General features: G+C 64.1%; 12 protein-coding genes. 6 read left to right on the top strand and 6 right to left on the bottom strand.

All coding sequences use genetic code 11. The features are described from left to right. The first annotated feature begins 39 nt into the window (after positions 1-39). Positions 40-279, top strand: coding sequence for a hypothetical protein (locus FE851_RS10230; RefSeq protein ID WP_145202147.1), 240 nt, complete (start codon positions 40-42; stop codon positions 277-279). Between the two features lie 73 nt (positions 280-352). Here FE851_RS10230 and FE851_RS10225 read toward each other — a convergent pair whose 3' ends face one another. The 4 genes from FE851_RS10225 to FE851_RS10210 all read right to left on the bottom strand — a co-directional run bounded on the left by FE851_RS10225 (position 353) and on the right by FE851_RS10210 (position 4,497). Next, on the bottom strand, positions 353-880 hold the full coding sequence (locus tag FE851_RS10225; protein ID WP_017182186.1) for a CarD family transcriptional regulator: 528 nt from the start codon (positions 878-880) through the stop codon (positions 353-355). A gap of 245 nt (positions 881-1,125) precedes the next feature. Beyond that, positions 1,126-1,464: a ferredoxin FdxA gene (fdxA, locus tag FE851_RS10220; protein ID WP_145202144.1), complete on the bottom strand. Its 339-nt coding sequence runs from the start codon at positions 1,462-1,464 to the stop codon at positions 1,126-1,128. A gap of 95 nt (positions 1,465-1,559) precedes the next feature. After that, positions 1,560-1,856 carry an RNA-binding S4 domain-containing protein gene (locus FE851_RS10215; RefSeq protein WP_145202141.1) on the bottom strand — a complete coding sequence of 99 codons (297 nt, stop codon included), beginning with the start codon at positions 1,854-1,856 and terminating at the stop codon, positions 1,560-1,562. Then, positions 1,849-4,497 (bottom strand): helicase-related protein, encoded by a 2,649-nt coding sequence (locus tag FE851_RS10210; protein WP_145202138.1) that lies wholly within the window; start codon positions 4,495-4,497, stop codon positions 1,849-1,851. The genes FE851_RS10215 and FE851_RS10210 overlap by 8 nt, the downstream gene beginning before the upstream one ends. Positions 4,498-4,720: 223 nt before the next feature. Between FE851_RS10210 and FE851_RS10205 the strand changes: the two genes are divergently transcribed. Continuing rightward, on the top strand, positions 4,721-6,250 hold the full coding sequence (locus tag FE851_RS10205) for a M23 family metallopeptidase (RefSeq protein WP_145202135.1): 1,530 nt from the start codon (positions 4,721-4,723) through the stop codon (positions 6,248-6,250). A 40-nt stretch (positions 6,251-6,290) separates the two neighbouring features. Next, entirely contained in the window at positions 6,291-7,076 is a 786-nt protein-coding gene (locus FE851_RS10200; protein WP_145202132.1) for a molybdenum cofactor guanylyltransferase, read from the top strand. 38 nt (positions 7,077-7,114) lie between these two features. Here the strand turns inward: FE851_RS10200 and FE851_RS10195 are convergent, their stop codons facing one another. After that, a complete protein-coding gene (locus tag FE851_RS10195) occupies positions 7,115-9,427 on the bottom strand; it encodes a putative bifunctional diguanylate cyclase/phosphodiesterase (protein ID WP_145202129.1) in 2,313 nt (770 codons plus the stop codon). Continuing rightward, on the bottom strand, positions 9,424-10,038 hold the full coding sequence (locus tag FE851_RS10190; protein WP_145202126.1) for a methylamine utilization protein: 615 nt from the start codon (positions 10,036-10,038) through the stop codon (positions 9,424-9,426). Before FE851_RS10190 ends, FE851_RS10195 begins: the two co-directional genes overlap by 4 nt. A 145-nt stretch (positions 10,039-10,183) precedes the next feature. Between FE851_RS10190 and FE851_RS10185 the strand changes: the two genes are divergently transcribed. The 3 genes from FE851_RS10185 (at position 10,184) to FE851_RS10175 (ending at position 11,771) form a co-directional block, all read left to right on the top strand. After that, positions 10,184-11,026: a DUF3034 family protein gene (locus FE851_RS10185; RefSeq protein ID WP_186378852.1), complete on the top strand. Its 843-nt coding sequence runs from the start codon at positions 10,184-10,186 to the stop codon at positions 11,024-11,026. 7 nt (positions 11,027-11,033) lie between these two features. After that, entirely contained in the window at positions 11,034-11,510 is a 477-nt protein-coding gene (locus FE851_RS10180; RefSeq protein WP_145202121.1) for a group I truncated hemoglobin, read from the top strand. 78 nt (positions 11,511-11,588) lie between these two features. Further along, the gene (locus tag FE851_RS10175; protein WP_017182177.1) at positions 11,589-11,771 is read left to right on the top strand and encodes a CsbD family protein; all 183 of its coding nucleotides are present in this window, start codon (positions 11,589-11,591) and stop codon (positions 11,769-11,771) included. Positions 11,772-11,792: the final 21 nt, after the last annotated feature.

Genomic DNA, 11,792 nt, shown 5'->3' with positions numbered 1-11,792 from the left:
GATCACAATCAGCTCTATCATGTTGAGGAGGAGAGGATCATGGCCGATTATCAGGAGCGTCCGGCAACGACGACGACAGTGATCGAAAAGCGCGGCGGTGGCGGCATGACATTTGCGATCCTGCTGCTGGTCGTCGTGGTGGCGGTCGCCGCCTTCTTCCTGGTCAGCAGCGAGACGAGCAAGGATAATGCCGTGACGAGCGCCGCGACGCAGGTGGGGCAGGCCGCCAGCGATGTCGGCGACGCGGCACAGGATGCAGTTGGCAGCAAGGGCGAATAAGCCCGCATTGCGCTCATAAAAAAGGGGCGCGCCTTGCGAAAGGCGCGCCCCTTTTTTGCGTCAGTGGCTGATGTCAGCCTTCGACCTTGGCATATTTCGGCGCGGCTTCGTTGAGGATCGCGAGGATCTTCTTGAGCGCGGCAGGCTCGTCCGTCTCTTCCATCGCCGCCAGTTCGCGGGCGAGGCGGCTGGACGCAGCCTCGAAAATCTGGCGTTCGGAATAGCTTTGTTCCGGCTGGTCATCGGCGCGGAACAGATCGCGCGTCACTTCGGCGATCGACACCAGGTCGCCCGAATTGATCTTCGCTTCATATTCCTGCGCGCGGCGCGACCACATGGTACGCTTGACCTTGGGCTTGCCCTTGAGCGTTTCCATCGATTCTTCGAGCGTCTTGTTGGACGAAAGCTTGCGCATGCCCACGCCTTCCGCCTTGTTGGTCGGCACGCGGAGCGTCATGCGCTCTTTTTCGAAGCGGAGCACATAGAGCTCCAGCTCCATACCTGCGATCTGCTCCTTTTGCAGTTCGATCACACGGCCCACGCCATGCTTGGGGTAAACGACATAATCACCAACGTCAAAGGACAGCGCCTTGGCAGCCATTTGGAACCTTTCCAATCAACCGGGGAACGGGGCCGTCGCGGAACATATGCGCTAGGGGCATATGCATGAGGGGTCCACGGCGCCACCGTCAGGACATGAAGCTAATTCTCCAGGGACGGACAGGAGGGTGTCCGACCGTTGCGAAGGTACATAGCAGATTCGTAACAAAATTGCCACCCCCGGACATAATCGCCGGGCGCGGTTGGCAAAAGGAACAAGAGGGCAGCGGCGTGGGGCCGCCCGGATCAGTCGCCTGAGCCGGGTTCGGGAGAGAAATATTTCTCCAGCTTGTCTTCAACACCCTTCATTTCGTCGGCGTCGGCGGGCGCTTCGCCCTTGACCGTGATGTTGGGCCATTCAGCCGAATATTTGGTGTTGAGTTCCAGCCATTTTTCCAGGCCATTCTCGGTATCGGGCAGGATCGCTTCGGCCGGGCATTCCGGCTCGCACACGCCGCAGTCGATACATTCGCTTGGATTGATGACCAGCATATTCTCGCCCTCGTAGAAACAGTCCACGGGGCAGACCTCGACGCAATCCATATATTTGCAGCGGATGCAGTTGTCGGTCACGACATAGGTCATTGTCAGGGCACTCTTGGTTGGAAAAGCGCGGTCCTGCTATGCGCAGGCACGCTCAAGGTCAATGAGGATAATCTTGGCAGCCGACAGCTTGGGCTTCATCCCCCGACCGTCAATTCCTCATAACAGCGCTGCGCTTCCAACGCGGGGCCACGGCGGACCGGCAATTGCGCCACGCGCACCACGCGCACGCCCTGCCCATGGGGGAAGGTGATGAGGTCGCCCACGCGGATGGCGGCGTGGGCGCGTTCGATGCGGCGGCCATTGACGCGGATATGGCCGTCCTCCGCCAGTTTCTGCGCGCTCGACCGGGTGGGGCACAGGCGGACGAACCACAGATATTTGTCGATGCGCAGCGTGGGGCCATGGCCGCCCACCGCGACCGGATCAGCCATTGCGGCCAAGCAGCGCGGCAAGACCGGCAAAGGCGTTGTTGGCAGGCGCTGCGGGCGCTCTGGCGGGCGTTGCGGCGGCAGGGCGGGGCGCTGGCCTGCCGCCGCGTGGCTTGCCCTCGCGCGCCGGGGCGGGCTGCTGCTGGGGTGCGCGCGCTTTCTGGCGGCCCTTGAATATCCAGTTGGGCTTGCCTTCTTCCGCGCCTTCGACCGGGCGGAAGCCCGCCGCGCGCATCAGCGCCAGGAAGGCGGGTTCGGACAGGCCGAGCGAGACGATCTGCGGACTGGCGACGGTGAAGGCTTCGCCCTTGGCAATGGCTTCATGCGCGGTGCGGGCCATGCGTTCGGCCATGTCGATGCGCAGCATCTGTTCGCCAAAGGTGCGGAAGCCCGCGATCCGCGCGCCCATCTGGTCGAATTTCTCGCCCGCCGGGATCAGCGTAAGGCCGGGCAGGGGCAGCGGCAGGCAGGGCTTGCCGATCCGCGCCGCCAGCAACGCGCCGCGCCAGCGTGCCGCGCCGGGCTTGAGCAGGCCGGGATGATACAGGTCGAGCACGCCAATATCGATACCCGCCCGGCGCAGCAAATGGCGCTGATCCTTGTCCAGATGGCCCAGCGCCGAATCGAGATCGGTGCGCGGGCTGACCCCGCCAGCGTCGCCCAGTTGCGCGAACACAGCGCGCACCACGGGCGGAACCTGCGGATCGGCGGCGCTTTCGGCCATCTTGACGAGCGGCAGCAGATGCTTCTGCTTTTGCGCATCGACCCAGTTGGTCAGGCGCGCCGATACCTGCTTCTGCACATCCTGATCCAGCGCCAGAATCGCGCGATCCAGCCGGATTTCGGGAGTCAGCAGGGTTGGCCCGGCCAGCAGCGTCGCGACCGGCGTGCCGTTCCACGCGATGCAGGGCGCGTCGCCCGCTGCGTCCAGAAGCGCGAAATCCACGTCCGCCGCGCCGATCAATTCGTCTGCCTTCACCCGTAATACCTTTCCAAGGCGCCTTTCCGCCGCAGCCAACAGCAATTTCCTGTCCTGATGGCGCGTAGCGGGATCGACCGAGAATCGGAAGCCGTCAAGTCGTCCTATCGTTTCGCCATCTACACAGACATTGCCGTCGGCCTCCACGGTTACGGGCAACTGGTTCACATTTTGGCCGATGTCGCGCAACAGAACGGTGGTGCGGCGGTCGACGAAACGCTGCGTCAGCGCGGTGTGCAGCGCGTCGGACAGTTTTTCCTCCAGCGCGCGCGTCCATTCGGCCATTTCGGCGGGTTGGGCCAGCCAGTCGGCGCGATGGGCGATATAGGCCCATGTCCGCGCCGCCGCGATCCGGCCCGACAGCGTGTCGATATCCCCCTGCACCGAATCGAGCCGAGCGAGTTGCTGGGCGAACCAGTCGCGCGGAATATGGCCGTTTCCTTCCGACAGAAACTGCCAGATGCGATTGACCGTGCGGGCATGATGATCCGCGCCCAGTTTCTGAAAGTCGGGCAGGCCGCACGCATCCCACAGCCGGGCGACCTGTCGCGGGCCGCGCACCCGGTCGATGACTTGCGGGTCGGCGGCCATGCGCTTCAGCACGGCAAGGTCGACCGCTTCCGGCGCGGCGCGCAGTTCGGGGCGGTCGGGCCGCGTCTCCAGATCGGCGATCAATATCGCCAGACTGTCGAGCCGGGGTGCGCCGTCGCGCCAGTATAGATGCTCGATGGGCGGAAAGCGGTGCGCTTCTATCGCCTCTATCTCTTCCGGGGTGAAGGCGGCATGGCCATCTTCCCCGCCCAGGCTGCCAAATGTGCCGTCCTTGTGATGGCGGCCTGCGCGCCCGGCGATCTGCGCCATTTCCGCGACGGTCAACCTGCGGCTGCGGCGGCCATCGAACTTGCGCAGCGAGGCGAAGGCGACATGGGCGACATCGAGATTGAGGCCCATGCCGATCGCGTCGGTGGCGACCAGATAATCGACTTCGCCATTCAGGCACATCTGCACCTGCGCGTTGCGGGTGCGGGGGCTGAGCGCGCCCATCACCACCGCCGCGCCACCGCGAAAACGGCGCAGCATTTCAGCGACGGCGTAGACTTCTTCGGCGGAGAAGGCGACGATGGCCGATCGTTTGGGCAGGCGGGACAGCTTCTTTGCGCCCGCATAGGACAGGGTGGAAAAACGCGGGCGGCCGATAATGTCGACATCGGGGATCAGCGATTTGACCAGCCGCGCGATGCTGGCCGACCCAAGGATCATTGTTTCTTCCCGCCCGCGCGCGCGCAGCAGCCGGTCGGTGAAGATATGGCCGCGTTCCGGGTCCGCGCCGATCTGCGCCTCGTCCAGAGCGACAAAGGCGTAATCGGACTGGCCCTGAGTTACGGCTCCGGCCTGTCGGCCTATGCCGAGCGGCATGGATTCGGCGGTGCAGAGGAAATAGCGGGCCTGCGGCGGGACGATCTTTTCCTCGCCCGTGATCAGCGCAACCTGGGCCGGTCCCTTGATCGCCACCACCCGGTCATACACTTCGCGCGCCAGCAATCGCAGCGGAAAGCCCATCATGCCGCTGGAGTGGCCGCACATGCGTTCGACGGCCAGATGCGTCTTGCCGGTATTGGTCGGGCCCAGAACGGCGGTAACGGGCGAACGGGTGAACTGGACCATGGCCCATTCTGTCGGGCAGGACGGGTTCGGGGGCAAGCGGATTCCGTGGTTCCATGGTCTGCCGCGATCCTGTCGGACCGCTGGCACCGTTCGTCGCATGGATGCGTGTCGCGGCCCCGTCTTAAATTGACTTTAACCTTGGGCGTTCACAACAGTCGCGCTCGACGCACGGCGCGCGGGGCCGTTGCGGACGCAATGAGAAAATGCCCTGGGGGTCGCGGGTTTGTTTCAGGAAAGCCAGTTTGGATCGCAACAGGGCGGCGCGTCCGTGTCGCTGTGGCTGGCCGATTCGATCGCCCGGACGCCGGTAGCCCAGCCGCCGCAGGACTGGCGCGCGCGTTTGCGCGAATGGTCGGACGCGGTGGAACTGGTCCCCGATCTTGGCCAGCGCGTCGGCAGCCTGACCTGGTTTCGCGGCCTTGCCACCTGTATCGGCCTGTGCGCCACGGCCATCTATCTGTCACCCGGTTTTCAGCCGGTGCCCGGCGCGCCCGGTGCGCTGCTTGGCGAAAAGCAGTTCGACGAAGTGCGCAGCCAGATGATCACGCCATTGGCGCTGGGTGCGGACAGTGGCCATCGCATGGGATCGACCGATGCGGTCCAGCCGTTGCGCCAGACACCCGAACGCCCCCAGATCGAATTGAACGCCCAGGTCGGCAGCAGCGATACGCTGTCGCGCGCCTTGTCGCGCGCTGGCGTGAGCAGCGGTGACGTGGCGACGATCAACGCGCTGGTCGGCAGCGATATCGCTGGCGGGGTGAAGCCGGGCACGCGGCTCGACATCATATTGGGCCGCCGCGCCAGTCGCGACCGGCCCCGGCCGCTCGACAGGCTGGCGTTCCGCGCCCGGCTCGACCTGGGGATGGAACTGACGCGCGCAGGTGGCGTGCTGTCGGTCAAGCGCATCCCCATTCGCGTCGACGATACGCCGCTGCGTATTCAGGGCGTGGTTGGCGACAGCATCTATCGCTCGGCCCGCGCAGCCGGTGCGCCGCCCAAGGCGGTGCAGGCTTTCCTGCGGGTGATTGCGGGGCAGGTCGATCTGGGCAGGATCGGGGCGGGGGACCGCTATGACATCGTCACCGCCTATCGCCGCGCCGAAACCGGCGATGTCGAGGTGGGCGATCTTCTCTATGCCGGCCTCCAGCGCGCCAGCGGCAAGTCCATCGACATGCTGCGCTGGACCAAGGATGGCCGCACCGAATGGTTCGAGGCGTCGGGCGTGGGCGAACGGCGCGGCGTGCTGTCATCCCCGGTCGCCGGGCGCATGACGTCGGGCTATGGCCAGCGTCGCCATCCGATATTGGGCTATACGCGCATGCATGCCGGTATTGATTTTGCCGCGCGCTACGGATCGCCCATCTATGCCGTGACGGACGGGGTTGTCGCCTTTGCCGGGCGGCATGGCGGGCATGGCAATTATGTCCGCATCCAGCATGGCGGGGGCCTGGCCACCGGCTATGCCCATATGAGCCGCATCGCCGCCGCGCCGGGCCAGCGGGTGCGCCGTGGGCAGGTGATCGGCTATGTCGGGTCCACGGGCCTGTCGACCGGACCGCACCTCCATTATGAACTGTATCGCAATGGCGCGACGATCAATCCGCTGTCGGTGAAGTTCACCACAACCGCGCAACTGGCCGGGGCCGAACTGTCCGCATTCCGCGCCAAGCTGGCCCAATATAAGGGGCTGCATGTCGGTGAGCAGGACCGCTTTGCGCAAAAGGCGCTGGGGCCGGTGACGAGCGGGAAATAAGCCGCTTTCCGCGCTGCCCCTGCTTGGGTAGAGGGCGCACATGACCACGCCCATCACCGCCATCCTGCTTGCCGGATCACGGCCAACGCCCGATCCTCTGGCGGTCGCTGCTGGCGTGGCGATCAAGCCGCTCGCCCCGGTCGCGGGCGAACCGATGATCAATCACCCCGCGCGCGCGCTGCTGGCGCATCCGGCGGTGGGACAGGTCATCATCCTGACCCAGTCGTCCGCCCCCTTTGCCGCTGATCCCGCGACGGCTTGGCTGACGACACACAAGCAGGTCCGGTTCGAGCAGAGCGGGGCGGGCATAGCCTCCTCCCTGCTGGCGCTGCTGGAGCGGGGCGATGTCCCCTTTCCGATCCTGCTCACCACTGCCGATCATGTGTTGCTCGATAGCGCGATGCTCGATCAGTTTACGCAAGAGGCCGCAGGCGCCGATATCGCCGTGGCGATGGTGGAGCGGCGCATATTGCTGGCGCGCTATCCTAGGTCGCGCCGCACATGGCTCAAATTTCGCGATGGCTGGTGGTCGGGCGCCAACATCTTCTGGTTCGGCAGCGACCGGGCGCGGTCCATCATCGCCTTGTGGCAGGAGGTCGAGCAGGACCGCAAGAAGGGGTGGAAGATCGTATCGGCCTTTGGCCCGGTGGCGCTGATCGGCACGCTGCTGCGCCTGCTGACGCTGCGCGGCGGGATCGCGCGGATCGGGCGGCGCTTCGGGCTGACCGCGCGGCTGGTGGCGATGGAGAAGGCCGAAGCCTGTATCGACGCCGACAAGCCGGACGATGTCGTGCTGATCGAACGGATCGTCGCTGCGCGCGGTTAGGCGAACGGAGGTAGGTTCAATCTGGCGCGACGATGCGCTTAGGCCGCCTTGCGCGCGCCGTCCAGCTTGTCCAGCAGCGCGTCGACATCTTGCGCCGGGATCGGGCGGCTGAACAGATAGCCCTGGATCTGGCCGCATCCTTCGGCGCGCAATATGTCGAGCTGGTCGCTATGCTCCACGCCTTCCGCCGTCGTTTCGATGCCCAGCGCGTCGGCCAGCGTCGTAATCGCGCGGATGATGGCGGTTGCGCCCTTATGTTCCAGCAGATCGACGATGAAGCTGCGGTCGATCTTGAGCTTGTCGAACGGGAAGCTGCGCAGATAGCTGAGCGAGGAATAGCCGGTGCCGAAATCGTCGAGCGCCACGCGCACGCCCAGCGCCCGCAGGCTATGGAGCGAGGATAGCGTCGCCTCGACATTGTCGATGAACAGGCTTTCGGTGATCTCCAATTCCAGCCGGTTGGGCGCAAGGCCCGACCGCGCCAGCGCCTGAAGTACGACAGCGGCCAGATTGGGGCTGCGAAACTGGATGGGCGATATGTTGACGGCCACGCGGATATGGTCGGGCCAGGTCGCGGCGATCCGGCAGGCTTCATGCAGCGCCCATTCGCCGATCGGGATGATGAGGCCGGTTTCCTCCGCCAGCGGTATGAAATGGACCGGCGACACCATGCCGCGCGTGGGATGCTGCCAGCGCAGCAGTGCCTCGAACGCTGTCACGCGATTTTGCGACAGGCCGAACAGCGGCTGGAAATGCAGCGCCAGTTCGCCATTGCGCAGCGCGTCGTGCAGGTCGGTTTCCAGTGCGCGGCGGGCCTGCGCCTCTGCGTCCATGGCGCTTTCAAAGAAGCGATGGCTGCCCTTGCCCTCGCTCTTGGCCCGGTGCAGCGCCAGTTCGGCATTTTTGAGCAGGCTGGTTGCGTCCGCGCCGTCCTGAGGGCTGAGCGCGATGCCCACGCTGGCGCTGACGATGATGCGATGACCATCTATGTCGAACGGTTCGGCCAGCGCCGCGACGATGGCGCGACCCGCCTGATCGGCCGTCTGGCCCCCGGCGCGCAGCTTGATGGCAAATTCGTCGCCCGCCAGCCGGGCGGCAAAGCCGCTGGGGCAGGTCGCCTTCAGTCGTGCGCCGACTTCGCACAACAGGGCGTCGCCAACCGGATGGCCAAGCGATTCGTTGATCGATTTGAAATTGTCGATGTCGATGCAGAACAGCATCAGATTGCCGCCTTCGGCGCGGGTGAGGCCAAGCGCAACCTGTTCGCGCAGCATCGCCCGGTTGGGCAGGCCGGTCAGCGCGTCGTGGAAGGCCATATGCGCAATCTGCGCCTCGCGCGCCTCGACCGCATCGACCATGCGGTTGAAGCTTTGCGCCAGCCGCCCGATTTCGTCGCGCGTTTCGACCTTCACTTGCGCATGTTCGCCTGCGCTCACCTTGCGGGCGGCCGCTTCCAGCGCGACGATCGGCCGCGACAGGCTGCGCGATGCGGCAAATGCGCCAGCCACGGCCAATACGCCGCCAACCGCGCCGAAACCGAACAAGGCCCACAGGATCGGCGCATAGCCAGCCATCGCGCGGGTCAGGCTATATTCCAGCACCAGCATTTCCGGCGCAGTCTCTATAAGCGTTTCCACGGGCCGGGTCTGCACCAGCATCAGTTCGCCGTTCCGCACGACTTCGCGCAGGCCACCATTGGCCGTGTCCGTCCGGGCGACCCGCACCAGCGGCATGAGTTGCGGATGCAGGTCGATCGAGGACAGTTTCGCCAGCGCCTTCAGGTCGGTCGGGCCCATGTTGCGGGCAAAGACGACCCAGCCGGTCAGTATCGGCGCGCGGACGGGCGCGGCTGCGACGATATGGCCCTCGCTGCCCCATCGCACCACGCCCTGCATCCGCCCGGCGTCGAGCGCGTCGTAAAGCTGGTCCTGATCGGTACGGCCAAGATGTTGAAGGTCGCCCACCACCGTGCCATCGACCCCGACGAACAGCGCATGGTCGAGCTGGAAGCGGCCTTTCAGGCTATGCAACGCGGATTCGATCGTCGGGGCGTCATTGGTGCCCACCGCCTCGCGAAAGCCGAAATCGCTGGCCAGCACGTCGGCCCCCTGGCTCAGTTGACGCCGTTGCATCGCCGAAATCCGGTCGAACAGGGCGCTGCCGACATTCATTTCATGCCGGATGGTATTTTCGGCATAGCTTTCGATGGCCTGGCGCGTGCCCAAAAGCGTGAGCGTCGTTACGGCCAGAAACAGCGCGCCGTAGAACAAGGTCATCCTGATCGTCAGGGTCGACTGCACCGCGCGCCGCCAGTGCAGCCACCGTCTTTTCAGGCGAAGGGGTAGGCTCATTTGGACGCGCGCAACGCCAATGGCACGGTCTTGCTCACCATGCCGCTCGCCGGAATGGGCAGGTTGATCAGCAATTCATTATCCTTGCCCTTGAGCAACGGGTGCCAGACCGTGACCCGCGCCGTGCCGGTCGCCAGCCCGTTTATCCGCGCCTGTCCGGCGGCATTGCTCTTGGCGGCGAAGGGGGTGTCGACCACCTTGATGAAGCCGCTCATGGCATCATGAATATTGCAGCCCAGCGCCACCGCGCCCGGACTGGTGAAGGTATAGCTGCGGCTTTCATCCTGTCCGAACAGCTTGATTTCAAACTTGGCCGCCTTGGAGAAGGAATAGACATGATGTCGCACCTTGTCCTTGTTGGGGAATTTGACCGTCGCGCCGACGGGTACGATCAGCACATGGGGTGAAAAGGCGATATTCTGCTGCACCATGGTCGTACCCCATGGGAAGCGGATCGGGCCGGACGGGATGCCCCCGGCGGGACGGACGGTGACGACCGCATCGCTGACCGGGCGGCCAGCGGCATCGACGATCCGAAGATCGATGTCGCCCGCCATGGCCGGGCTGGCGATCAGGGAGAGGACGGCGAGGAAAAGGCGTGGCTCGTTCATGGTTACTGTTGGTAAAAGCAAACATTGAACAAATGTTTAGTTCGTTATGGACCGCATTTTCACGCTGACGGGACGGGAAACATTATTTTAACCATGATTTGCCTATCTGCCGATCATGACCTGTTTCCGTCCTCTCCTGTGCATCATGCTCGCGCTGGCTGCTTTGTCCCCGCAACAGGGCATGGCCAGACCGATCCGCAATGGTGGCAAATTGCTGCTGACCAATGGCATCAGCTCGCTGGAAGGGGCGTCGGGCGGTGGCCTGACGCCCTGGGCGGTGATCGCCGGCAATGAAACATCGGACGGCTTCGGCCTGTCGGCCCATGGCACGCTGGTCGAGGTCAAGGATTATGACTATCAAAGCGCTGGCGTCGCGATCGGCATCCGCGATCGCATCGAGCTGAGCTACACGCATCAGGATTTCAACACGAACGAGATTGGTGCGGCGCTGGGACTGGGCAAGGATTTCGCCTTTTCGCAGGATATTTTCGGTGCGAAAATCCGGGTTGCGGGCGATCTGGTCTATGACCGGCTACCAGCCATCGCGGTCGGCGTTCAGTATAAGAATAATAATCAGGGTGCGATCGTCCGGGCGGTAGGGGCCAAAGGAGACGAAGGCGTCGATTATTATGCGTCGGTCAGCAAATTATTCCTCGCGCGCTCCATCCTGCTGTCGGCGACCGCGCGCCTGACCAAGGCGAACCAGATGGGGCTGCTGGGCTTTGGCGGCGGCAAGCAGGGCAATCATACGCTTCAGTTTGAAGGATCGGCCGCCTGGCAATTGTCGCGCCGCATCGCGATCGGCGGGGAATATCGGCGCAAGCCTGACAATCTGAACATCGCGCGGGAAGATGACTGGTTCGACGCCTTTGCCGCCGTCGCCATCAGCCGCAATGTCACTGCGACCATCGCCTATGCCGACCTGGGCTCGATCGCCACGGTGAAGAAGCAGCGTGGCGTGTTTCTCCAGCTTCAGACCGCCTTCTAAAGGACGCATGCCCATGTCCATCATCCTCTCGCTGCTCTTGTTGCAGGCGCCCTATGCTTTGCCGGGGGAGGCCGCCGTGGACCCTTATGTCGCCGACAATCGCCACGCCGGGGCCGTGCCTTTTACGGGCGACGGCATGGCGAAGGCGTTTGGCGGGCAGGATGGCATCCGCCGCATCGTCGATCGCTTCGTCGCGATCAATTTCGCCGACCCGGTGATTGGCGAGATTTTCGCCAATCATGACAAGGTGCGCCTGAAGCGCACCTTGTTCGAGCAATTCTGTTTCATCCTGAATGCCGGCTGCACCTATAGCGGGCGGGACATGGCCAGCGCGCACAAGGATCTGGGCGTGCAGAAGGCAGACATGAACCGCCTCGTCGAAACGCTTCAGCGCGCGATGAGGGAGGAAGGGGTCAGCTTCCAGGCGCAAAACCGCTTTCTCTCCAAACTCGCGCCGATGCGCCACGATGTGATCGAAAAGTAACGTTACGCCTGCGTTCTGGCTGAAACCCTTTCTCTCCGCGTTGGTTTAACTTGTGGAAATCACGCAAGGAGTATTCACATGGGTGAAGTAACCGACAAGTTGAAGGCCGCTGGCAACAAGGCGGCGGGCGCCGTCAAGGAAGGCATCGGCAAGGCGACCGACAATGAGCGCATGGAAGCCGAAGGCAAGGCGCAGAAGGCCAAGGGCACGGCTCAGGACGTTTCCGGATCGGTCAAGGGCGCCCTTGGCGACAAAATCTGATTTCGACTTGCTCCCAAGCAG

It is taken from the genome of Sphingobium sp. B2 (assembly GCF_007693735.1).
Classification (GTDB): domain Bacteria; phylum Pseudomonadota; class Alphaproteobacteria; order Sphingomonadales; family Sphingomonadaceae; genus Sphingobium; species Sphingobium xenophagum.
Note: the sequence above shows the minus strand (reverse complement) of the source record. Positions and strands in the feature narration are given on the sequence as shown.

Excerpts from the sequence above, each read along its gene's own strand:
- FE851_RS10215 (WP_145202141.1), bottom strand. The coding sequence starts at position 1,856 with ATGGCTGATCCGGTCGCGGTGGGCGGCCATGGCCCCACGCTGCGCATC.
- FE851_RS10195 (WP_145202129.1), bottom strand. The coding sequence starts at position 9,427 with ATGAGCCTACCCCTTCGCCTGAAAAGACGGTGGCTGCACTGGCGGCGC.
- FE851_RS10225 (WP_017182186.1), bottom strand. The coding sequence starts at position 880 with ATGGCTGCCAAGGCGCTGTCCTTTGACGTTGGTGATTATGTCGTTTAC.
- FE851_RS10200 (WP_145202132.1), top strand. The coding sequence starts at position 6,291 with ATGACCACGCCCATCACCGCCATCCTGCTTGCCGGATCACGGCCAACG.
- FE851_RS10230 (WP_145202147.1), top strand. The coding sequence starts at position 40 with ATGGCCGATTATCAGGAGCGTCCGGCAACGACGACGACAGTGATCGAA.
- FE851_RS10180 (WP_145202121.1), top strand. The coding sequence starts at position 11,034 with ATGCCCATGTCCATCATCCTCTCGCTGCTCTTGTTGCAGGCGCCCTAT.
- FE851_RS10210 (WP_145202138.1), bottom strand. The coding sequence starts at position 4,497 with ATGGTCCAGTTCACCCGTTCGCCCGTTACCGCCGTTCTGGGCCCGACC.
- FE851_RS10175 (WP_017182177.1), top strand. The coding sequence starts at position 11,589 with ATGGGTGAAGTAACCGACAAGTTGAAGGCCGCTGGCAACAAGGCGGCG.
- fdxA (WP_145202144.1), bottom strand. The coding sequence starts at position 1,464 with ATGACCTATGTCGTGACCGACAACTGCATCCGCTGCAAATATATGGAT.
- FE851_RS10190 (WP_145202126.1), bottom strand. The coding sequence starts at position 10,038 with ATGAACGAGCCACGCCTTTTCCTCGCCGTCCTCTCCCTGATCGCCAGC.
- FE851_RS10185 (WP_186378852.1), top strand. The coding sequence starts at position 10,184 with ATGCTCGCGCTGGCTGCTTTGTCCCCGCAACAGGGCATGGCCAGACCG.